The 21410-nt window shown below is 65.1% G+C and carries 29 protein-coding genes and 1 pseudogene; 17 read left to right on the top strand and 13 right to left on the bottom strand.

From position 1 onward, the window contains the following. Nucleotides 1-26 precede the first annotated feature (26 nt). Nucleotides 27-161 (top strand): DUF7128 family protein, encoded by a 135-nt coding sequence (locus EA472_RS23245; protein ID WP_279387180.1) that lies wholly within the window; start codon nucleotides 27-29, stop codon nucleotides 159-161. 86 nt (nucleotides 162-247) lie between these two features. Here EA472_RS23245 and EA472_RS15450 read toward each other — a convergent pair whose 3' ends face one another. Continuing rightward, nucleotides 248-493, bottom strand: a complete 246-nt coding sequence (locus EA472_RS15450) for a DUF7508 domain-containing protein (protein ID WP_124192414.1) — start codon at nucleotides 491-493, stop codon at nucleotides 248-250. A gap of 2 nt (nucleotides 494-495) precedes the next feature. Further along, complete coding sequence (locus EA472_RS15445) at nucleotides 496-1035, bottom strand: DUF5796 family protein (protein WP_124192413.1); 540 nt, start codon at nucleotides 1033-1035, stop codon at nucleotides 496-498. Between the two features lie 144 nt (nucleotides 1036-1179). On the opposite strand from EA472_RS15445, the gene EA472_RS15440 reads away from it, so the two are divergent. Next, nucleotides 1180-2052, top strand: coding sequence for a shikimate kinase (locus EA472_RS15440; RefSeq protein WP_124192412.1), 873 nt, complete (start codon nucleotides 1180-1182; stop codon nucleotides 2050-2052). Next, the gene (locus tag EA472_RS15435) at nucleotides 2049-2372 is read left to right on the top strand and encodes a chorismate mutase (RefSeq protein WP_124192411.1); all 324 of its coding nucleotides are present in this window, start codon (nucleotides 2049-2051) and stop codon (nucleotides 2370-2372) included. Before EA472_RS15440 ends, EA472_RS15435 begins: the two co-directional genes overlap by 4 nt. A 331-nt stretch (nucleotides 2373-2703) precedes the next feature. On the opposite strand, the gene EA472_RS15430 is transcribed toward EA472_RS15435, so the two are convergent. From EA472_RS15430 to EA472_RS23050, 8 genes are all read right to left on the bottom strand, one after another. Continuing rightward, nucleotides 2704-2991: an amphi-Trp domain-containing protein gene (locus EA472_RS15430; RefSeq protein WP_124192410.1), complete on the bottom strand. Its 288-nt coding sequence runs from the start codon at nucleotides 2989-2991 to the stop codon at nucleotides 2704-2706. Nucleotides 2992-3052: 61 nt separating this feature from the next. Next, entirely contained in the window at nucleotides 3053-3406 is a 354-nt protein-coding gene (locus EA472_RS15425) for a type II toxin-antitoxin system PemK/MazF family toxin (protein ID WP_124192409.1), read from the bottom strand. Continuing rightward, the gene (locus EA472_RS15420; protein ID WP_124192408.1) at nucleotides 3403-3642 is read right to left on the bottom strand and encodes a hypothetical protein; all 240 of its coding nucleotides are present in this window, start codon (nucleotides 3640-3642) and stop codon (nucleotides 3403-3405) included. The genes EA472_RS15425 and EA472_RS15420 overlap by 4 nt, the downstream gene beginning before the upstream one ends. Before the next feature lie 147 nt (nucleotides 3643-3789). After that, nucleotides 3790-4173, bottom strand: a complete 384-nt coding sequence (locus tag EA472_RS15415; protein WP_124192407.1) for a PIN domain-containing protein — start codon at nucleotides 4171-4173, stop codon at nucleotides 3790-3792. After that, a complete protein-coding gene (locus EA472_RS15410; RefSeq protein ID WP_124192406.1) occupies nucleotides 4170-4415 on the bottom strand; it encodes an AbrB/MazE/SpoVT family DNA-binding domain-containing protein in 246 nt (81 codons plus the stop codon). Before EA472_RS15410 ends, EA472_RS15415 begins: the two co-directional genes overlap by 4 nt. A gap of 160 nt (nucleotides 4416-4575) precedes the next feature. Then, the gene (locus EA472_RS15405) at nucleotides 4576-4968 is read right to left on the bottom strand and encodes a type II toxin-antitoxin system VapC family toxin (RefSeq protein WP_124192405.1); all 393 of its coding nucleotides are present in this window, start codon (nucleotides 4966-4968) and stop codon (nucleotides 4576-4578) included. Then, a complete protein-coding gene (locus EA472_RS15400; RefSeq protein ID WP_124192404.1) occupies nucleotides 4965-5225 on the bottom strand; it encodes an antitoxin VapB family protein in 261 nt (86 codons plus the stop codon). The genes EA472_RS15405 and EA472_RS15400 overlap by 4 nt, the downstream gene beginning before the upstream one ends. Before the next feature lie 228 nt (nucleotides 5226-5453). Then, the gene (locus EA472_RS23050; RefSeq protein WP_243637865.1) at nucleotides 5454-5594 is read right to left on the bottom strand and encodes a hypothetical protein; all 141 of its coding nucleotides are present in this window, start codon (nucleotides 5592-5594) and stop codon (nucleotides 5454-5456) included. Nucleotides 5595-5692: 98 nt separating this feature from the next. Here EA472_RS23050 and EA472_RS15390 point away from each other — a divergent pair, with 98 nt between their 5' ends. From EA472_RS15390 to EA472_RS15380, 3 genes are all read left to right on the top strand, one after another. Continuing rightward, a complete protein-coding gene (locus EA472_RS15390) occupies nucleotides 5693-6283 on the top strand; it encodes a 50S ribosomal protein L15e (RefSeq protein ID WP_124192403.1) in 591 nt (196 codons plus the stop codon). A gap of 111 nt (nucleotides 6284-6394) precedes the next feature. Continuing rightward, on the top strand, nucleotides 6395-6829 hold the full coding sequence (locus tag EA472_RS15385; RefSeq protein ID WP_124192402.1) for a universal stress protein: 435 nt from the start codon (nucleotides 6395-6397) through the stop codon (nucleotides 6827-6829). Nucleotides 6830-7032: 203 nt separating this feature from the next. Beyond that, complete coding sequence (locus EA472_RS15380) at nucleotides 7033-8163, top strand: ATP-binding protein (protein ID WP_124192401.1); 1131 nt, start codon at nucleotides 7033-7035, stop codon at nucleotides 8161-8163. 33 nt (nucleotides 8164-8196) lie between these two features. On the opposite strand, the gene EA472_RS15375 is transcribed toward EA472_RS15380, so the two are convergent. Then, entirely contained in the window at nucleotides 8197-8907 is a 711-nt protein-coding gene (locus EA472_RS15375; protein ID WP_124192400.1) for a phosphoribosyltransferase family protein, read from the bottom strand. A 215-nt stretch (nucleotides 8908-9122) separates the two neighbouring features. Between EA472_RS15375 and EA472_RS15370 the strand changes: the two genes are divergently transcribed. The 6 genes from EA472_RS15370 (at nucleotide 9123) to EA472_RS15345 (ending at nucleotide 15873) form a co-directional block, all read left to right on the top strand. Next, the gene (locus tag EA472_RS15370) at nucleotides 9123-9329 is read left to right on the top strand and encodes a DUF2196 domain-containing protein (protein WP_124192399.1); all 207 of its coding nucleotides are present in this window, start codon (nucleotides 9123-9125) and stop codon (nucleotides 9327-9329) included. A gap of 136 nt (nucleotides 9330-9465) precedes the next feature. Beyond that, complete coding sequence (locus EA472_RS15365) at nucleotides 9466-10326, top strand: YhjD/YihY/BrkB family envelope integrity protein (RefSeq protein ID WP_124192398.1); 861 nt, start codon at nucleotides 9466-9468, stop codon at nucleotides 10324-10326. Between the two features lie 215 nt (nucleotides 10327-10541). Then, on the top strand, nucleotides 10542-13460 hold the full coding sequence (locus EA472_RS15360) for a bacterio-opsin activator domain-containing protein (RefSeq protein ID WP_124192397.1): 2919 nt from the start codon (nucleotides 10542-10544) through the stop codon (nucleotides 13458-13460). Between the two features lie 115 nt (nucleotides 13461-13575). Continuing rightward, complete coding sequence (locus tag EA472_RS15355; protein WP_124192396.1) at nucleotides 13576-13716, top strand: rubrerythrin-like domain-containing protein; 141 nt, start codon at nucleotides 13576-13578, stop codon at nucleotides 13714-13716. A 2-nt stretch (nucleotides 13717-13718) separates the two neighbouring features. Beyond that, a complete protein-coding gene (gene gdhB, locus EA472_RS15350) occupies nucleotides 13719-15038 on the top strand; it encodes a glutamate dehydrogenase GdhB (protein ID WP_124192395.1) in 1320 nt (439 codons plus the stop codon). Between the two features lie 79 nt (nucleotides 15039-15117). Continuing rightward, nucleotides 15118-15873, top strand: coding sequence for a TraB domain-containing protein (locus tag EA472_RS15345; protein ID WP_124192394.1), 756 nt, complete (start codon nucleotides 15118-15120; stop codon nucleotides 15871-15873). 16 nt (nucleotides 15874-15889) lie between these two features. Here EA472_RS15345 and EA472_RS15340 read toward each other — a convergent pair whose 3' ends face one another. Then, the gene (locus EA472_RS15340; RefSeq protein WP_124192393.1) at nucleotides 15890-16519 is read right to left on the bottom strand and encodes a phosphoribosyltransferase; all 630 of its coding nucleotides are present in this window, start codon (nucleotides 16517-16519) and stop codon (nucleotides 15890-15892) included. 203 nt (nucleotides 16520-16722) lie between these two features. Between EA472_RS15340 and EA472_RS23045 the strand changes: the two are divergent. The 4 genes and pseudogenes from EA472_RS23045 to EA472_RS15320 form a co-directional block, all read left to right on the top strand. Continuing rightward, a pseudogene (locus EA472_RS23045) lies at nucleotides 16723-16911 on the top strand (hypothetical protein); the annotation flags it as partial. A gap of 113 nt (nucleotides 16912-17024) precedes the next feature. Next, entirely contained in the window at nucleotides 17025-17690 is a 666-nt protein-coding gene (locus EA472_RS15330; protein ID WP_124192392.1) for a class I SAM-dependent methyltransferase, read from the top strand. Nucleotides 17691-17817: 127 nt separating this feature from the next. Then, entirely contained in the window at nucleotides 17818-18924 is a 1107-nt protein-coding gene (locus tag EA472_RS15325; RefSeq protein WP_124192391.1) for a pyridoxal-phosphate-dependent aminotransferase family protein, read from the top strand. Nucleotides 18925-19090: 166 nt separating this feature from the next. After that, a complete protein-coding gene (locus EA472_RS15320; RefSeq protein WP_124192390.1) occupies nucleotides 19091-19369 on the top strand; it encodes a hypothetical protein in 279 nt (92 codons plus the stop codon). 9 nt (nucleotides 19370-19378) lie between these two features. On the opposite strand, the gene EA472_RS15315 is transcribed toward EA472_RS15320, so the two are convergent. After that, nucleotides 19379-19732, bottom strand: a complete 354-nt coding sequence (locus EA472_RS15315) for a hypothetical protein (RefSeq protein WP_124192389.1) — start codon at nucleotides 19730-19732, stop codon at nucleotides 19379-19381. Between the two features lie 187 nt (nucleotides 19733-19919). On the opposite strand from EA472_RS15315, the gene EA472_RS15310 reads away from it, so the two are divergent. After that, nucleotides 19920-21119, top strand: a complete 1200-nt coding sequence (locus EA472_RS15310) for a redox-regulated ATPase YchF (RefSeq protein WP_124192388.1) — start codon at nucleotides 19920-19922, stop codon at nucleotides 21117-21119. Nucleotides 21120-21410: the final 291 nt, after the last annotated feature.

The following is a 21410-nucleotide window of genomic DNA, read 5'->3' as shown; positions in this document are numbered from 1 at the left end:
TGAGGCTTCGCGGCGGATTCGACGCCATGGTGGTCCAGACCGAACGGGACGACGCCACCTGGTACGAGTGTGAAACCTGCGGGTTGCTCTTCGACGAGAAGTCGGACGCAACCGAGCACGAAAAGCGGTGCGACGACACCGATCCGTCGTACATCCAGTGATCGCAGGGACTCGGACGGACTGCGTCAGTCACCGTCGGTGCGACCGCGAACGGTTTGCCCGCCCACCGCAGTGACAGCGATCCGTCTCACTCGAGGCGCTCGCGGTGTTCGGCCGCGAGTTCCCGGGCGCGCTCTCTGGTGTGCGTCTCCGTCCAGCGGACGCGGTCTGCGTCCCCGTAGGCCAGCGCCGTCTTCAGATCGTCGCGAAGGACGCCGCAATCGACGGAGCAAACCGTCCCCGACGCGTCGCCGAGTTCGTAGACGCCGGGTCGATCGGGTGCGCTCGCGACGGCGTCCCGATCCAGCTCTCGCCAGGGTTTTTGCAACGGCATCGTCACTCCTCCGGTCGGCCGTCGTCCGTCGTCGACGTCCCACCAGCGTTCTTCGAGTCACGGCCCGAGGCGTCGGTTTCGTCGTTCGCCCCCTCGTCGAGCGCGTCCGCGTCGGCTTCGTTCGCCACCAGCTCGTAGGCGTGCTCGCTCATCTCGTCCTCCGCGAAGACGAACACCCGTCCGTCGACGAGCGAGAGGTCCGCCTCAACGCGGATCGAATACGCCTCGGTCGAGACGGTGACGCCCGGAAACAGCACCTCCTCGTCGGTTCCCTCGAGCATCAGCCGGCCGACGCCCGTCGTCTCGAGGATGCCGTCGTGGGTGTCGCGGTCGTTGACGTACGTCATGACGCCCTCGACGCCGTCCGGATCGGTGACGAGGACGTGGACGTCCTTTCCCGGCGGCGTCGTGATCGGTCCCTCGACGGGTTTCGGCGGTCCGTGATAGAACACCTCGCGGCCGTCGAGGTACCGGACGACGACGCCCCCGTCGACGAAGTCGACCCCGATCGTGCTGGGTGCGACGTTGCTTCTCGCGCTCATGACGGATCGTTCGCACTGGTCGGGGAAAAACGGTGCGTGTTTTCGTCCGCGTCCGGCGACTGTGGCCGATTCGCGCCGTCCTCGCGGAATTCGCACGCCGTCGATACCGTCAGCCGTAAATACACCCTCTGAGAGTGTGTTCGTATGGACGGCCGCGCCGTCGCTCCGGCAGCCGGAACGGTGCTCAACGCCCTCGCCACCGGCGTCGGCTCCGCGTTCGCGATCGACCTCGAGACGACAGCCACCGTCGATCTCACCGACGACGGCGAGATCGACGCCGAGGTCGTCGACCAGCCCGACGCCGACACGGCGCTCGTCGAACGCTGCGTCGAACGAACGCTCGCCGAGTACGCCGACCCCGCGGGACTCGACGAATCCGACGTCGGCGCCAGGGTACAAACCGAAAGTGAAGTTCCGATGGCGTCGGGGTTGAAGAGCTCGAGCGCCGCCGCCAACGCGACGGTGCTCGCGACGCTCGACGCCCTCGCGGTGTCCGACGCCGTCGATCGAATCGACGCCTGCCGGATCGGCGTTCGCGCCGCACGGGACGCGGGCGTGACGGTCACCGGCGCGTTCGACGACGCGAGCGCGAGCATGCTCGGCGGCGTCACCGTCACGGACAACGCGGCCGACGAACTGCTCGCGCGCGACGTACTCGACTGCCACGCGCTCGTCTACACGCCGCCGGAGCAGTCCTTCAGCGCCGACGCAGACGTTTCCGCCTGCCAGCGGATCGCACCGGTGGCCGATCTCGTCGAGGAACTCGCGCTCGAGGGGCGCTACGGCGAGGCGATGACCGTCAACGGCTTCGCCTTCTGTGGCGCGCTCGGCTTTTCGACCGGCCCCATGATCGACGCGCTCCCCGACGTCGCCGGCGTGTCGCTGTCCGGAACCGGACCGAGTTACGTCGCCGTCGGGGATCGGACGACGCTCGAGGACGTCGAGCGTCGGTGGCGCGAGCGCGACGGAACGACGCGGCTGTTGCGGACGCGGACGGACGGAACACGAACGACATGACTCGAGACCCCGATACCACCGAGGACGGCACGGAGAATCGAACGCCGGAGGAGATGTCGCTGGACGAACTCCGCGAGGAGATCGAGACGATCGACCGGGAGATCGTCGAACTGATCGCCCAGCGGACGTACGTCGCGGATACGATCGCCCAGGTCAAAGCGGAGCACGACCTGCCGACGACCGACGAAAAACAGGAACAGCAGGTGATGGACCGCGCCGGCCGGAACGCGAAGCAGTTCGACGTCGACGCGAACCTGGTGAAAGCCATCTTCCGGCTGCTGATCGAGTTGAACAAGGTCGAGCAAAGAAGCAATAGATAAGCACTAAACGGGTTTCTAAGTGTGGTTATCTTTAGGTTTGCGTTTAGAAATCTTCCGGTTGCTATTCAGTTGGTTCGTATCGAATAGTTTGAGCAGTAGGTAGATTATCAGAGTCAGCGGACACTACACGTGCGAATGGAACGGGCAAACTCGCTCTCGCATTCGCGAACAGAGTGAGCGATTCACCGCCGGAGCGGGGTGAAACCCCGCGACGGCGGCCTTTTGGCATCAACGGGTTTTGCCGGGGGTTGAGGCTGGCGGCGCAGACGCCAGCCGATGCCCCCGGTAAAAGAGGTTGCTGTACTGAACGGCAACTACACGTGCGAACTGGTCACTCGATTTCTAACTGACCGCTCCCGCCGTCCCCCTCATTGCCGTTTTCGTCCCATTCAAGCTCGAACTCGATACTCAATTCACCGGGGCCGTCCGTTGGCCCCTCGCGTTCGGCTTTGACCTCAAATGTCGGGCGCGCTGGCGGTTCCATTGTCACGGACTCGGAACCGGATTTGAGTGTGACTGCATCCCCTTGTTCGAGCTTATCAGCGACACTGCGCAGATACGAGGCGATGTCTTCCCGGGTCTGATCACTCTCTGATTTGAACAGAACTTCTTCAGGCATAATGAACGATACGCTGCCTGCTCCGATAAGTGAATCCCCTATACTGATCGCAACAGATACGTCAGTCCAGTCCGAGGCTCAGTTTCAACGCTTCGTCCACTGCCTCCATCGACTCTCTGTCGAGACTTCCAAGCACCGAGTGAATCCGTTTTTCGATGGAGACGACACGAATCTGGTCGAGGCGGACCGAGGAATCGTTCTCGAACGGCGACTCCGCTGCTTCGACGAGAACCTCGAACGGGTAGCCCCTGTGCGTTCCCGTCGCAGGTGCAACGATAGTCGTACTAGCATTTTTATTCCCAACATCGTTCTGGACGACTACCGCAGGGCGAGTTTTCTTCATCTCGTGCCCTTCCGCAGGATCGAGTCGAACGATAACGACGTCACCGCGACGAATTTCAGAGTCCTCGCTCATTTATCCAGCCCGTCCCACGCCTCGTCCGATGCTTCGTCCCACTCTTCTGCAAGCTTTTCCGCACTCTCAGATGCCTCGCGATACGCAGCAGCCAGTTCATCTTCGTCGGGATGGTCGGATTCTACCTCAACGACGGCGACGGTCACACGCTTGTTCGCGTACTCCGTTCCGAGATAGATTCGACCTCGGTCATCGGTCTCGTTAGTTCGTAGGTCCCGAGCATCTACTTTCGTCATGTTACCGACTTGGACCTACTGCTGAATAAGTGTTGCCCACTATTACCCACGGAAGATATTTTCTGTGACTCGTACCATGGATTTTATCTACCTGAACAAGGTTGAGCAGCGCGAGAATCGGTAGCGCACGACAGAGATATTACTACGTCACTCATCAGCCGGTTCTAGCGGGACTCGTTCCACCTCGATGTCCTCGTAGTCCTGTTCCGAGAAGAGCACGTTCTGCGTCCGCGTCTCTGCAGTTGCGGCGTGGAACGCATCGAACGCGGTCATTCCCTCGTCGTAGTAGTTGACGGCCTTCAGAACGATTTGTCGCTCTTCCTCGTTTCGGACAGGAACGAGTTCGAGCAGATTGGCCACGAGTGGGACGTAATCGAACTCGTACCGTTCTCGGGCGAGGAGGAGTTCGAGATAGGAGAAGGCCGACGTTTCTACGTCGTACTCGTCGAGTGCGTCTTCTGCTGATTGCTGCAACCAGTCCGAGTCTTTGGCGAGCGCGAGTAGAAAGTCGGTTTCGACGTAGACCGTCATCTATCGTCCCCTTTCTCACGGGCCTCAGCTTTCGCTTCTGCTTCGATGTCCGCGCGAATATCGTCGATAGACGCATCACGTAACTCGCCTGCCGCTTCGCGGACTGCAGCGAGCGGGTCGTCCGCAACCGGAACGAGTTCGATTCTGTCATCGTACGTGACGATGTGGTACTTCTCGCCGTATTTTTCTCGTACGTCTTTGGGGATGTACAGCCTCCCCTGCCCGTCCGTTTCTGCTGACATAGATGTGACTATGATGCCATAGACGAAGAATCTTACCACCAACAGGGAACCAATGGTACAGTCATCAGTGTTTCATCTGTTCGCACATTGGATATTATCTATCTGAACAAAGTTGAGCAGCGAGAGAATCGGTAGCAGCTACTCTACCGGATGATCTCTACTAGTACGACCGTACTTCGAGTCCATCGACACGGTTGAAATGTTTAGTATTTCCCGTGATAATCGGCTCGTCGTTCAAGAGGGCAGTTGCTGCGATAATACAATCCTCCCGCTCAATCTGCTCACCCTCGTTGAGTAGTTCACCGGAGAGTTTCCCGGCTTTTCGCATTACGGCCTGGTCGGCACTTACCACGTGCTTCGTTTCCAGTACGTCAAGGATACGTTCTCGTTTCGCCTCTGGCGCTTGTGAACGGGCGACACCCTCGTAGAGTTCGAGTACCGTTACGGAGGATACTTTCTGTGGTCGTGATTCCTTCTCAACGATGTCGAGAAGCCGTTTTGCGTTTTCGTCTCCACGTAATAAGTCGATGATAAATGATGTATCCTGAATCATTCCGGCTTTTCGTTACCAACAGCTTCGTCTAGCTCCGCTGTGAGGCGTTTACTCCGTTCTTTGGACCGAGTCCGCCCCTCCTCGATAGCGCTTTCGAGGTCCCTAGCCTCTCCCTCAGAGAGGATACCTGCGACTTCATTCCACGACCGTTCTCCTGCGAGGCGCTTGACGGTTTCACTGAAGCTTTCTCCCTCTTTCTTTCGAGCCTTCAGCCGCTCGTAGGCTTCTTCGTCGAGTGAAATCGTTTTTGTCGCCATTGCAGTACACAGTACTACATGTACGCTTAAAAATCATGACGTCCAGACCATGCTCGTTCCGGACGGTGAACAACGGACCAAAAACCGGCAAGGTACACAGGGATCTGTAACGTAAGCTATCGTCCTGAACGAGGTCGAACAGCTCGATGACTTCGTAGTCGTTTTCCGATGAGAGCACGTCCACACCACGCGTTTCCGCAGTCGCGGCGTGGAACGTATCGAACGATATCACCCCTCACCGTAGTAGTCGACGGCCTCCAGAACGATTCGTCGCTCTTTTTCGTCACGGACAGTGACGAGCTCGAGCGGTTCGAAGGCCTTATACCCCAACGCTGGATACGTTCGGACGACTCGCTGGTTCGCGGGCATCAGCGGGCACCTGCACGGCAGCTGCCGCAGGTCGGGATGTGATCCGCGGGGACGTCCCCGAGTCGGATTGAACCAGGAAACGCCCGCGGGTGACAACGATGGCAAAAAGCTTCTACTCCCACATCAAGGACGCGTGGAAGAACCCCGACGACGGTAAACTCGGGGAACTGCAGTGGCAACGAAAGCAAGAGTGGCGCAAGCAGGGCGCGATCGAACGGATCGACCGCCCGACGCGACTCGACAAAGCGCGCGAACTCGGCTACAAGGCGAAACAGGGCGTCGTGATGGCTCGCGTCGCGGTTCGAAAGGGGACCGCCCGCAAGCAGCGACACAAAGCCGGCCGGCGCTCGAAGCGCCAGGGCGTCAACCGCATCGGCCGACGCAAGAACATCCAGCGCATCGGTGAAGAGCGCGTCTCCCGGAAGTACCCCAACCTGCGGGTACTCAACAGCTACTGGGTCGGCGAAGACGGCTCCCAGAAGTGGTTCGAAGTGATCCTCGTCGATCCGAACCACCCCGCGATCGAAAACGACGACGAGCTCAACTGGATCTGCGACGACGCACACACCAACCGTGCCTTCCGCGGACTCACCAACGCCGGGAAATCCAACCGCGGCCTCCACAACCGCGGCAAGGGCGCGGAGAAGGTTCGACCGTCGAACACCGGCGGTCAGGGCCGCGCGAAGTAACCCGACCGATCGGACGCACGCTCGAGCGGCCGAGCGCATATTCCTTTCGTACGTTCCCACCCCGGCCGAGCCGTGCGGAAATTTAAATCGGAGACGACTGTACTATCCGGTATGACGGACCACGTTCTCGTTCCCGTCGACGACTCCGACCGATCGACTCAGGCCCTCGAGTTCGCGTGCCGGGAGTATCCCGACGCCACGATCACGGCGTTACACGTGCTCGATCCCGGTGATTTTTACGCCGCGACCGGGCTCGAAGGCGGTGCCATGGCGAACTACGACGAGATCCAGAAACACCACGAGAGTCGGGCAGATGCGATTTTCGAAGACGCCCGCGAACTCGCGGCGGAACACGGCTGTGACCTCGAGACGGAACAGCTGATCGGCGGCGTCTCGCGGTCGATCGTCGACTACGTCGAAGAGCACGACGTCGACCACGTCGCGATCGGTAGTCACGGCCGGACTGGCGCGAGTCGCATTCTGCTCGGCAGCGTCGCGGAAACCGTCGCTCGTCGCTCGCCGGTTCCGGTCACGATCGTTCGGTAGGCCGTCGTTCGACCGCGGGACGGGTGGTCGCCCGCGTCACGGTCGACGAGCGACCCCTTCGAGCGACGCGGTGTCGGTCTCGACCCGCGACGATCGTCCGATACTCGTGGTCGCGGCCGGTACTTTCACCCGATCCGTCACGAACGGAAGCCATCGGTATTTTAACAGAAAGTTACAAATCTGGAGTGGCGGTACTACGAGCAATGGCTACGTGGGAGCGCTTCACGACGGCGCTCGGAGCGGGACGAATCATCATCGTTCTGGGAACGCTGTTCATCGCGTCCGCGGTGATACGGGGGGCCAGTCAGGTAGACGCGGGCGCTCCCGTGGTGAGTGCGCTGTTCGTCTCGCTGTTTATCACCGTTCCCGGCGTCCTGTTGATCTACGGCGGCTACCGGTTGCCGGAGACCGACGTCCGCACCGAGTTCTATCCGATCGTCGCGAAGTGGTGCGTCGGCGGATTTTTCGTGATGATCGCCTTCCTCGGTATCTACCACGTCGTCGTCGAGGGCGGCATCTCCAACCCCGTCCGGGCGGTGTTGATCTTGTCCGCTTTTAGCTCGCTGGCCGGGCTCGGACTGGGCGTCCGCGAAGCGAGGACGAGAACCCGCGAACGCGAAGTCGAGGAAGTGGTCGAGCGGCTGCGCGAGTCCAACGAACGCCTCGAGCAGTTCGCCTACGCCGCCTCCCACGACCTCCAGGAACCTCTGCGGATGGTCTCGAGCTATCTCCAGCTACTCGAGCATCGCTACGGCGACAGATTCGACGAGGACGGCCGGGAGTTCCTCGCGTACGCCGTCGACGGTGCCGACCGGATGCGCGAGATGGTCGACGCGCTCCTCGTCTACTCCCGAGTCGACACCGACGGAGCGTCGCTCTCGACGGTCGACCTGGAGGAGGTACTAGACGACGTGATCGCGGATCTGGCGGTAACGATCGACGAGAACGACGCGGAGATCACCGTCGAAAATGCACCCCGAGTGACGGGCGACGAGACGCAGTTGAAACAGTTGTTGCAGAATCTGGTGAGCAACGCGATCGAGTACAGCGACGACGAGCCGGTGATACACGTCTCGGCGAAACGGAACGGGACGAACTGGATACTCTCCGTTCGCGACGAGGGAATCGGCATCGAACCGGCGGATCACGAACGTATTTTCGAGGTGTTCAACCGCTTGCACACCCGCGAGGATCACCCCGGGACGGGCATCGGGCTCGCGCTGTGTCAGCGGATCGTCGAACGCCACGGCGGCGACATCTGGGTCGAATCCGCACCTGGCGATGGGGCCACGTTCTCGTTTACACTTCCGACGACGGACGAACGGGCCCCGTAGTGGTCGTCGGCGACGTCGCAGCGGGAGGCCGGCTCAGACGGTCGTCAGCGAGCCGACCGGTGCGTCGGTTCGGTTCCGCGCGCGACGAATGCCGTCTTCGCCGGCAGCGATGAGCGCGAAGACGCCGGCGACCTCCGCGTCGGCGGTTTCGACGATGTCCAACAGCAGCTCCTGGGTTTCGCCCGAGCGAATGAGGTCGTCGACGACGAGTACTGATTCGCCGGGATCGATGGCCGACGCCGGAAGGTAGTAGGTGAGCTGGATCCCCGACTCGAGTCGCTCGCGGGCTTCGATGAACTCCTCGACGGCGGTCTCCTTGCGTTTTTTCGCATAGGCGCATCTCGTACCGTAGTAGCTGGCGAGGGAGGCGGCGAGCGTGATGCCGTCGGTGGCGGCCGTCAGGATCACGTCCGGTCGTCCGAAGTCGAAGCCGTTCGCGACGGTCGGCGCGACGAGGTCGAGAAACGGCTGGTCGAAGACGGTCGCGGTGTTGTCGACGTATCCCTCGTCGTCGACCCGAATGCGCGCGTCGAGTTCCTCGGCCAGCGCGGCGCGACCGAGATCGTCGACGACCTCGCGGGCGCGGTCGGTCCCCGGCAGCACGTGGCCGTTGACGTACCGGTTCAGATCACCCGCGGGGAGCCCGGTCGTGGCGGCGAGTTCGTCGTAGGTACGCGTCTCTTTCAGCATTCGCAACACGTCGACGGCCCGCAACTGGAGGGCGGCCTTCTCGGCTCGGTTCATACCGGTATCCACGATTCCACAAGTATGGATATTTCGATCGAAATCGCGGCGCGTATCAGCACGCACGTGGTTGGGAGCGGGGAAGGGGGGAAACGGATCGGCCGACCGTCGGACGGGCGAAAACGGGCGGATGCGGTCCGACCGCAACCGTCGTCCACCTCGAGGGCGCGCGTGCAGGCACGACGCTTTTCGAGCCGACGGGCCCACCCCGAACCATGTCCGAGGAACGACCCACAGCCGAGGAGCTTCGACAGGGACTCACCGTCGAGATCGTTCAGGGAGACCAGAACGTCCGGTCGACGGACCGCGAGCCGATCGTCGGGGAGGTCGCGACGATCTACGAGGACGATCCGATGGGGCCGGAGGTCGAACTGAAGACGGGCGTGGTCGGACACGTCCAGTCGATCGTCCACGACGAGTAGCGCCCGAGGGTCTTTCGGTGTCGGGTCCGGGTCCGCCGGAATCGACCGTCGGATCGCTCGAGCGCAGGTGGCTCCTCGCGTCGCTCGCCTCGAGTGCCGGCCGAAGCGATTTCCGACGCCCCGTCGAGACCAGTACGTGGCCGACTCGAGTCCGGTCGCGTTCGTTCGCGACGTCGCCGCCGTCGCGCGCGAACGCCAGATAAGCGTCAAGTCCGCCGGGGTGGCCTACCACGCGTTCAACACGCTCGTGCCGCTGGTCATCCTGTTGCTCGTCGGCGTCACCATCGTCGACTCGCTCGAGCCGCTGCTCGAGGCGGTCGAGTCGGCCACGGGGCTCGAGGGGGCGGTCACGGACGGCGGCGTAGACGAAGTGGCCGGCGGCGCGGTCGATCGGACGCGGGCGGCGTTGCTCGCGCTCGTCGTTCTGTTGTGGAGCGCCGCTCGGCTGTTCCAGGCGGTCAACAGCGCGTTCACGGACGTCTACGGCGCTCGAAGGGACGTCTCGTACGCGAACGTCGCTGCGGCCGTGACCGTCGTGACGGCGCTCGACGTCGTCCTCGTGACGACGACGGTCGCCGTCGGCGTCGCGCTGGTCGGCGCCGTCGGCGTCAGCATTTCGATCCACCTCGCCGGAGTCGGCGTCTGGGCGGTCGTCCTCGCCACCGCCGCCCTCGCGGTCTTGCTGACCGCCGTCTTCTTGCCGATGTATTACCTGTTTCCCCAGCCCGACGTCTCGATCCGGGAGGTGCTGCCGGGGACGATTTTCGCCGCGCTCGCCTGGACCGCGCTCGCGGTCGGATTCCGGATCTACGTCTCGACCTCCGAGAGCGTCGCGCTGTTCGGAATCGCGGGTGCCGTGTTGCTCGTGTTGACGTGGGTCTATCTCGGCGCGCTCTGTCTGTTACTGGGTGCCGTCCTGAACGCCGTGCTCGCCGATCGCGTCGACCCCGACGAGGAGTGGGTGCCGATGCGAGAGGTCTGGTCGAAGTACGCCTGACGACCGTTTTACCGGGATTTCACGCGGTTGAACGCCGACCTCGAGAATCGGCGCTACTCCCTCGAGCCGTCGGCCCGAAACGCCGCGCGACGCGAACGAGTAGCGCCCGCCCACCGATCGAACCCGCTCGAGAACCGTCGGGTCCCGCTCGATGCGCCTTCGCGAACGGATTCGGACCGATGCTTTCTATCGGGGCGGGTTCGTATGGGACACGAATGGGTTTCGCACAGACCGACGCCGACGATCGACTCCTCGTCGTCGAATCCGACGAGGCGGCCGACGGGAACGCGATCTCGAGCGTTCTCGAGGAGTACGCGGACGACCGCGGCGCTGCTGTGACGGCGGTGTCGTCCGTGGAGGCGGCAATCGGCGTTCTCGACGAGCGGACGGTCGACTGCGTCGTGGCCGCACAGTCGCTGCCGGACGGCACCGGGCTCGAGGTGCTCGAGGCGGTGCGCGAGCGCGATTCGGCGCGTCCGGTCGTGCTCGTCCCGGAGGAGGGAGACGAAGCACTCGCGACCGATGCGGTCGCTGCCGACGTCACCGAGTACGTTCCGCGCGACCGGCCGACCGACGAGCTCCTCGATGCGCTCGAGCGGGCGATCGAAACCGGACGGGAACGCCGAACGCAGCGCGAGCGCGCTCGCGGGTTCGCGGCGCTGTTCGACGACCCGGAGACGTACTCGTGGGTGCTTGATCCCGACGGGTGTGTCCGCCGGACGAACGACGCCGCGCTCGAGGCGGTCGACGCCGCTGGGGCTGACGTTCGGGGCCGTCCGCTCGCGGCGCTTCCGTGGTGGGCGGACGCCCGGGACGGACGACGGACGGTACGGGACGCGATCGACGCGGCGGCGGCCGGCGACGTGGCCCACCGCGAACTCACGCGGGCAAGCGGCGGGGACGGGAACGCCACCGACGGCGAGCGAACGCTCGAGGTGACCGTCCGTCCCGTTCGAGACGAGTCCGGGGGGATCACCTCGTTGCTCGCGCGTGCGGTCGACGTCACCGAACGGGTGCGTCTCGAAGCGGAGTTGCGCGAATCGGAGGAGCTCCACCGGGTAACGCTCAACCACATGACCGACACGGTGTTGATCACCGACGACGACGGCGAGTTCACGTACGTCTGTCCCAACGTCCACTTCATCTTCGGCTACGACGACGAGGAGATCCACGAGATGGGGACGATCGACGAACTCCTCGGACGCGATCTTTTCGATCCGGACGAACTCGACGCAGAGGGAGTGTTGACCAACGTCGAGTGTACCGCGACTGACAAGGCGGGACGCGAGCACGTGCTGCTCGTCAACGTTAGACGAGTGTCGATCCAGGGGGGGACGACGCTGTACAGCTGTCGCGACGTCACGACGCGCAAGCGACGCGAGGAGGCGCTGACCGCACTTCATCGAACGACGCGCGAACTGGTGTACGCCGAGACGGATCGAGAGATCGCCGACCTGGTCGTCGGTGACGCGACGGACGTTCTCGACCTTGAGGCCAGCGCCGTCTACCTGTTCGACGCAGACGAAAACGAGCTGCGGCCGGCGGCGCACTCGTCGGGCATGGCGGAGCTCCACGGGCCGCTGTCGGTCCACCGGCCGGGAGACGGAAGTCCGCCGGGCGAGGTCTTCGTCGACGGCGAGAGCCGGTTTCTGCCGGACGTCTCCGCGTCGTCAGTGTGGTCGAACCCGACGTCGGACGTCTCGAGCGCGGCGGTCGTCCCGCTCGGCGACCACGGCGTTTTCCTCACGGGATCCGAAACCAGAGACGAGTTCGACGCCGTCTCGCGGGAACTGATCGACCTGCTCGCCGCGACCGCGGAGGCGGCCCTCGACCGCGTCGAGCGTGATCGGACGCTACGCGAACGCGACCGCGAACTCAAGCGTCGAAATCGACAGCTCACCAGGCTCAACCGGATCAACGAGCTCATCCGCGAGATCGACGGCGCGCTCGTCCAGGCGGAGACGCGCGAGGAGATCGACCGGGCGGTCTGCGATCGTCTCACGACCGCGGACCGCTTCTCGTTCGCCTGGATCGGCTCGAGCGAACCCGGAGAAGATCGCCTCGAGTCGCGCGCCCACGGCGGAACGAAGCGAGGGAACGAGTACCTCGACGCCGTCTCGCTGTCGCTCGACGGCCGGGAGGCGACCGAGGCGGGCGAGCCCGCCGTCAGGACGGCGTCGTCGCGGGAGGTGACGCTCGTCTCGAACGTCGCGGAGGGGCTTCGCGAGCAGCCCTGGCGCGGCGAGGCGCTGGCCTGTGACTACCAGTCGATCATCAGCGTGCCGCTGTCGTACGACGAGTTCACCTACGGCGTGTTGACCGTCTACGCCGACCGACCGGCCGCGTTCGACGACGTCACCAGAGCCGTCTTCGAGGAACTCGGCGAGACGATCGCGTCGGCGATCGCGGCGATCGAGCGAAAGAGCGCGCTCCTCTCGAACTCGAGCAGCCGTCTCGAGTTCGACGTCGACGACGAGAGCTTCGTCTTCAGCCGGCTGGCGAAACGCGCCGGCTGCCGGATCGCCTTCGACGGCGGGGTCCGTCAGTACGAAAGCGGCGCGACGGTGTTCGCGACCGTCGACGGAGCGCCGGCGTCGGCTGTCGTGAACGCGGCCGTCGAACTCGTCGCCGTCGAGGACGCCCGGGTGATCGGCGACGGAACGGACGGCGCGGGCGGAACGGTTCGCTTCCAGTTCTCGCGACCGTTTTTCGCCCTCCGCCTGGCGGATCACGGCGTCGTGTTGCGCGGCGTCGAGGCGACGCCAGAGCGCACGCGCATCACCGTCGACGTACCGAGTGCGGTCGACGACAGGGGGAGCGCCGACGTGGTGGCGAGTAGCTTCGCGGACGTCGAACTTCTCTCGAAGCGGACCGTCGATCGATCGATGCCGCGGGACCTGCAGTCGCAGCTGATCGAGCGCGTGACCGATCGACAGCTCGAGGTCGTCCAGCTGGCGTACTACGGCGGCTACTTCGAGTCGCCGCGCGAGCGCTCGGGCGAGGAGGTCGCGGAGACGCTCGGCATCTCCTCGGCCGCCTTCTACCGACACGTCCGAACGGTGCAGCGAAAGCTGTTCGAACTCCTCTTCGAGGAGGTGAGCGTTCCGGCAAATACTGCACGAGCTGTTGAATAGTGAACCCTGTAATTTCTCCGACGCTAGCTATCGGACGAATAACCTCATCTTAATATCCCTAATACAATTAAATGCGACGAACGCCGCAGTTCCGAATCGCTCGTCGTATGTACCCATGAAAGACGTTCGACTCGATCCCGAGGAAGAATCGACCTACGAGTGCTTCGGTTGTGGAACCGTCGTGAGCGCGTCGGCGCCGGGGACGTGTCCCGACTGCGGAGCCGACATGCGAAACCGACGGACGCCGATCGAGTAGCGATGGCGTCGAACCAGCGTTCTTCTCCGTCCGTCGAGCGCCCGCCGTCGACGCCGTCGGACGCGGAACCCGAAAGCGGTCTCGAGACCGCTCGTCGACAGCTCGCCCGCGCCGCGTCCCAGCTCGAGATCGACGACAACGTCGTCGAACGGCTTCGCCACCCGGCGAAAGTCCACGAGGTGACGATCCCGCTCGAGCGCGACGACGGCTCCGTCGAGGTGTTCACGGGGTATCGAGCCCAGCACGATAGCGTCCGCGGACCGTACAAGGGCGGGCTTCGCTACCATCCGGACGTGACTCGCGACGAGTGCGTCGGCCTGGCGATGTGGATGACCTGGAAGTGCGCCGTCATGGACCTCCCGTTCGGGGGCGCGAAAGGCGGCGTCGTGGTCGATCCCAAGTCGCTCACCGACGACGAGACGGAGCGCCTCACCCGACGGTTCACCCAGGAGATCAGGGAGGTGATCGGCCCGACGATCGACATCCCCGCCCCCGATATGGGAACGGACCCCCAGGTGATGGCCTGGCTGATGGACGCTTACAGCATGCAGGAGGGCGAGACGATTCCGGGCGTCGTCACCGGCAAACCGCCGGTCATCGGCGGCTCCCGCGGCCGCGAGCAAGCGCCGGGTCGGAGCGTCGCCATCGTCACGCGCGAGAGTTGTGACTACTACGACTACCCGCTGTCGGAGACGACCGTCGCGATCCAGGGCTTCGGCAGCGTCGGTGCGAACGCCGCCCGACTGCTCGAGGAGTGGGGTGCGACCGTCGTGGCAGTCAGCGACGTCAACGGCGCGATCTACGATCCCGACGGCCTCGACGTGGCCGCGATCCCCTCCCACGACGAGGAGCCGGAGGCGGTCACGCGCTACGCCGAGGAGACCGGCGACGTGACGCGGCTGTCGAACGACGAGTTGCTCGCGCTCGACGTCGACGTCCTGATCCCGGCGGCCGTCGGCAACGTCCTCACGGAGGACAACGCCGACGACGTTCGGGCCGATCTCGTCGTCGAGGGCGCGAACGGTCCCACGACGTTCGCCGCCGACGCGATCCTCGAAGAGCGCGGCGTCGCGGTGATTCCGGACATCCTCGCCAACGCCGGCGGCGTCACGGTCAGTTACTTCGAGTGGCTCCAGGACATCAACCGACGCCAATGGACGCTCGAACGGGTCAACGAGGAACTCGAAGCCGAGATGCTCGCGGCCTGGAACGGCGTCCGCGACGCGGTCGAAACCCGCGACGTCACCTGGCGCGACGGCGCGTACGTCGTCGCGCTCGAGCGGATCGCGGCGGCCCACGACGCGCGCGGACTGTGGCCCTGACGGGCGAAACCGTCCGACCGTTCGTGCGGCGTGTTGACGGGGACTCGTTTCAAGGTCGTCGCGATCGAACGGACGAACGATGACCGCCACCGGCTCCGTCACCCTCGTTCCGAGCGTTCACTTCTCGCCCGTCCACCGCCGTCGCGTCCGGACGGCCATCCGCGACGCCGAGCCCGATCTCGTCGCGGTCGAACTCGACGAGCGGCGCTACGAGCGCATGGAGCGAAACGCGCGGCTCGGGTTCGACGACCTCGCGTCGCTGCCGCCGGCGACGGCGTGCGTCTACGCCATCCTCCGGACGATCCAGCGAACGGTCGTCCGCCTGTACGGCTTCGATCCCGAGACCACGGACATGGAGGCGGCCGTCGAGACCGCTTCCGAACTGGGCATCGACGTCGCGCTGATCGACGATCCGATCGCGGAGACGATCTCGGCGCTGGTCTCCCGCGTCGGTCCGGCGACCGTTCCCCGGACGCTGCTGCGTGCCCAGCGGCTGGACCCGGCGCGTCAGGCCGAACAGCTCGAGCTCCTCGCGCAGCCGTTCGAGGAGATCGAACGCGGCGACGACGTCCAGCCGGCGATCGACCAGCTTCGGCACCTGTTCCCGGAGGTCGCCGAGGTGATGATCGACCGACGCGACCGCGCGATGGCGCGTCGCCTCCACGCGCTGCGTCGCGACGGCTACGACGTCGTCGCGGTCGTCGGTGCCGGCCACCACAACGGCGTCCGGGACGAACTCGCGCGCCTCGAGGACGCCGGAAACGGGGTCGACCTCGACGACCCGGTTCCGATCCGGACGCCGACGCGGTCGGTGACTCGCATTCCGATCGAGTAGCGAGGGTCCCGGTCGCTCACCGGCTTCGATCCAGGTACTCGATGGCCTCCTGATCGCTCACCTGGCCGAAGTCGCGGTAGTACTGTCCCACGGCCCGAAAGTCCGACGGCGTCCGCAGCGAGACGACCTCGTCGGCTTCCTCGCGCAGAGCCTCGATCGAACGCGGCGAGCCGACGGGAACCGCGAGCACGACGGCCGCGGCGTCCGACTCCCGGACCTGCCTGAGACATGCGGTCGCGGTCGCACCGGTGGCCACGCCGTCGTCGACGACCACCACGCGCGTTCCGGCCAGGTCGGGTAGCCCCGCCGTCTCGCGGTATCGATCCGCCTTCTTTCGGGCGTTTTCCGCCTCCTCCGCGCGCACCGTCTCGAGGTACGACTCCGAAACGTCGAGGCGCTCGACGAGGTCGTCGTTTCGCCAGACTGCGCCGTCGCTGGCGACCGCACCGATCGCGAGTTCCGGATTGTTCGGCGCGCCCAACTTCCGCGCGACGACGACGTCGAGATCGGCGTCGAGGGCGTCGGCAACGGGTCTGGCGACGGGCAACGCCCCGCGGGGAATGCCGAGCACAACGTCCGCCTCGAGGCCGCGTCGCTCGAGTTCGGCTGCGAGTCGGTCTCCCGCATCGGCTCTGTCCTCGAACATGGACCGAGATACGACGGCCACGTACTAGGGTTTGTGGTCGCGTACGACGCCACGACGACGCCCGGACGCGGATCGACCGGCGAACGCGCGGTGAACGCCTACCCGGCTTCGGACTCGAACGCACGCATGGCACGTCTCCAGCGAATCTCCAGCGAACGCTCTCGAACGTCCCGGAAGAATCGGGTCGGGAAAACGGCCGCGTCGGCATCGTCGCCTCGCTGCTCGGTCAGGGGACGGACCGACGCGAGGCCGCCGAACTCGGCGCGTGGATCCTCGGAAAGACGGGCGAGCTCGCGACGGCCGAGTACGGGCCGGGGGTCGTCGCGACCGACGTGATCGATCGGATTCCGGACACGATCCGGTACTCGACTTTACTTCGATATTCGAAGTAATTCGCTTCGAATGCCGAAGTATCGAATCCGGGTGCGAACTGACGGCCTCGATGGCGGCGAAAGCCGAAACTCGCGGGGAAACGATTACCGGTCGGGATCCCCTCGAGACGAGTATGGCAGACCGGAGCGCTCGAGCCTCGAGCCGGACCGACCGCGAGATCGCTCACCCCGCGTTCGCCGCGGTTTACGACCTGCTGCCGAACTCGCTTCTGTTGCGATCGCACCGGGAGTACCTCGCGCGTGACCTCTCGGGTCGGGTCCTCGAGATCGGGGCCGGCGACGGCGCGATGTTTCCGTACGTCGCCGGCGAGGACGTCGAGTACCACGCGATCGAACCCGACCCGCACATGCGCCGGCGGGCAGTCGAGGCCGCGCGGGACGGCGACCTCGCGGTCGACCTCCGTGACGCCCGCGCCGAGTCGCTTCCGTACCCCGACGAAAGTTTCGACGTCGTCCTCGCGTCGCTCGTGTTCTGTACGATCGCGGATCCCGACGCCGCGCTCGAGGAGGCCGCGCGGGTCCTCCGGCCCGGTGGCGAGTTCCGGTTTCTCGAGCACGTCCGGGCCGGCGGCTGGCGCGGGCGGGGCCAGGACCTCTTGGATCCGCTCTGGACCCGCGCTGCGGGAGGCTGTCACCTGAACCGGGAGACGGTCCCCCGGTTCGTCTCCCACGACGCCCTCGCCGTCGACGAGCTCGAACGCGTCCGCTTCGGTGTCTTTCCCGTGACGCCGTTCGTCCGCGGGACGCTGAGGAGATCCGGGTCGCGTTCGTTCCCCTGAGACGGATCGCCGTCGGCAGTAGCGCCACACCCGCGATCCGGCCTGCACGTGCGGCGGTACGACGTTACCACGTATCGGACGAGGCGTCGGGATGGGATTTATCGTCCCGGCGGTCCGGGGTGTAGCCATGAACGCCGAGAGACTGCGGATGACGCCGGGACCGACGGAGATACCGACGGCGATCCGCGAGCGGATGGCCGAGCCGATGCCCAACCCGGACGTCGAATCCGACTACTTCGAGTTCTACGGGGAACTGCTCGGGAAACTCGAGCGGATCTTCCGGGCGGACGCGGACGGCGCACCGGCCGACGTCGGCGACGCGGGAATGGACCTGGTCGTCCTCGGCGGCGAGGGAATCCTCGGACTCGAGGCGGCCGTCGCCTCGCTGGTCGGGGAGGGAGATCGGGTGCTGTGTCTCTCGAACGGCACGTACGGCGACGGATTCGCGGACTTCGTCGAGTCGAACGGTGGCGAGGCAGTCACCGACCGCGTCCCCGACGACGAAACGCTCTCGGCCGACGCCGTCGCGGACGAACTCGCCGACGCCGACTACGACGTCGCGACGATGGTCCACTGCGAGACGCCGACGGGGACGCTGAACGACCTCGAGGAAATTCTCGAGGTCCTCGACGACCACGGCGTCGTCTCGATCGTCGACGCGGTCTCGTCGCTGGGCGGGACGCCCGTGGCGACCGAGCGCATCGACGTCTGCATCGGCGGCAGTCAGAAGTGCTTCAGCGCGCCGCCGGGACTGACCGTCTGCTCGATCAGCGACCGCGCCTGGGACCGGATGGAAGCCGTGGAGAACACCTCGTTCTACACCGATCTCGAGCCCTGGCGAACCGCCGTCGACGACGAGTGGTTCCCCTACACCCACCTCACCGCCAATCTCGCCGCCCTCGACGCGGCCGCGGGCCTGCTGCTCGAGGAGGGGATGGATTCGGTCTTCGAGCGCCACGAGGCGGCCGCCCGGCGCTGTCGTGAGCGGGCGGCGGAGATCGGCCTCGAGCCGTTTCCGGCCGACGAGGGCGACTGCTCGCCGACGGTCACCGCGCTCGCGGTCGACGGCGCGGGCGACCTCCAGCGGAGGATCCTCGACGAACACGACGTCGCGCTGGCGACGGGGCTGGGCGACCACGAGGACGACGTTCTTCGGATCGGCCACATGGGTCACAACGCGCGTCTCGAGCGCGTCGACCGATCGATGGACGCCCTCGCGGCCGTCCTCGAGTGAGCGGCACTCGTCCGCCGGTGCCCGTTCGACCGACGGCTACGTCTCCGGCAATTCCACCGACTCGAGCCGAGTCGCCGGCTCTGACCGCGAAAAATCGACGGATTCCAGGTGGGGCCCGGAGCCTGCAGGTGGAACGGTTTCCCTCCCGCCGACCCAACGACCTGCCATGTCCGAACCCGATCGGGAGCCGACCGAGACGCCCACCACCGACAAGCAGGAGGCCGAACAGGAGGGACAGCGGATGGCTCGCAACTGGGTCGGAATCGCGGTCGTCTCGATACTCGCGATGCTGTTGCTCGTGATCGCGATGATGCAGGCGACGGGACTCGTCGACGTCTTCGCGCCGGTCGCGACGACCGAAACGCAGCAGTGGGGCGCGTTCGCCGTCCTCGCGGTGATCGTCGTCGCCATCGCCGGCTGGAGCTGGAAGGCGATCGCGAGCTGACCGACGCCGTCAGCGACAGTACGACCAGTCGCGCGGCCGGTCGGACGACCGCTCTCGCTCCAGTGCGGGCTCGTCGGGGAGACAGGGCTCGCTGCAGTAGTGGGTTTCGGCCGTCTCGGTCCCGGTTCTGACGACTCTGCTGATTCGGTACGCCCGAGGACCGATCGCGGTTTTGCAGGTCGCACAGCGATCGACTCCGAGAGCGTCGCGCTCGAGCGCCGATGGACCGGCGTCTCGTCGATTCGATCCGCCGGCTTCGGTGACGGTCGCGTCGTGCTCGAGCGCCACCCGATCGTCGCGACCCGATTCGTCGGGCCGCTGGACCGGTTCGGCGGTCGGCGCTGGATCGGTGTCAGAGCTCATACCGCCATCCTCCACGGAAGCGTACAAATAAGCGATCCTGATTGTCAGCAGTTGATGACCGTCTCGGTAGTCGACCGGTTCGTCGTCCGCCGGCTATCGCGGCGGTTCGGCGACCGGGGCAGGTGAACGCACACCAATGCGCCCGCGGACAGTAACCCGTTTAGGCCGGCCCCGCCAGAAGCGGGTAATGAGCACGGAATACCGAATCGGACTGGTCGGCAAACCCTCCGTCGGCAAGTCCTCCTTTTTCAACGCGGCGACGATGAACGACGTCCCCGAGGGGGCCTACCCGTTCACGACGATCGATCCGAGCGTCGGCGAGGCCTACGTCCGGGTCGACTGCGCGGCTCCCGAGTTCGACGAGGAGTGCACTCCCAACGTCGGCTACTGCGACGACGGCACCCGCTTCGTTCCGACGAAACTCGTCGACGTCGCCGGACTCATTCCCGGCGCACACGAGGGAAAGGGGCTGGGCAATCAGTTTCTCACCGACCTCAACGAAACCGACGTGCTCGTCCACGTCGTCGACTTCTCGGGAACGACCGACCTCGAGGGCGAACCGACCGAAGACCACGACCCACGCGAAGACATCGCGTTCCTGGAGGAAGAACTCGACCAGTGGTACCTCGGCGTCCTGGAGAAGGGGATCGAACGCTACGAGTCGGGCTACACCACCGAGGACGACGCCATCGAGGAGGAACTCGCGACCCAGATGAGCGCGTTCAAGACGAACGAAGACGAGATCAAGCGCCTCATTCGACGGACCGACGTCGGCTTCGACCCCGACGAGTGGGACGAGACGAACAAACTCGCGCTCGCCCGCGAGATCCGGATGGCGACGAAGCCGATGCTGATCGCGGCCAACAAGATGGACACGCCCGAAGCGCAGGCGAACTACGAGGAGATCGCGGCGGATCCCGACTACGACCACCTGACGATCGTCCCCTGCAGCGCCCACGCCGAAAAGGCGCTCAAGTCGGCCGACAAGGCCGGCGTACTCGACTACCGACCCGGCGACGCCGACTTCGAACTGACGGGGGACGTCTCCGACGAGCAAAAACAAGGGCTCGAGCAGATCCGGGAATTCCTCTCTGCGTACGGCGCAACGGGCGTCCAGGCGGCGCTCGAGACCGCACTGTTCGACGTACTCGGCGTCACGCCGGTCTTTCCCGGCGGAGCGAACGGTCTCGGAAACGAGCGCGGCGAGGTGTTGCCCGACTGTTACCTGATCCCGCCGAACGCGACCGCCGAGGAGTTCGCCTACAGCCTCCACTCCGACATCGGCGACGGGTTCCTGCACGCGATCGACTGCCGGACGAACCGCCAGCTGGGCAAGGACTACGAGGTCGAACCCCGCGACGTGATCGAGGTCATCACGACCAACTGAACCGCCGCGGTCGATCCCGATCGCCGCACGGGCGTCGCCGCGCGAAGACCTCAGCGCGGACAGCGGCCGCGTCGGTCCACCCCGAACAGCGGCCGCACCGGTCGCAGCCCACGACGATGCTGTCGACTCGACCCGAACGCGATACTCGACGCGTTCCGCCGGATCGACGACGGTCGACTCTCGAGCCGTCGCGCTCGACACGGCGGTCGAAAGCGAAACGTGATCGACCGAGAAATAGGTTTGGGATCAGATACTAACTGGATCTTATCTGAACTTGTATACTTAGCCGTT

The sequence above is a fragment of the Natrarchaeobius oligotrophus genome, from assembly GCF_003841465.1.
Lineage (GTDB): Archaea > Halobacteriota > Halobacteria > Halobacteriales > Natrialbaceae > Natrarchaeobius > Natrarchaeobius oligotrophus.
Note: the sequence above shows the minus strand (reverse complement) of the source record. Positions and strands in the feature narration are given on the sequence as shown.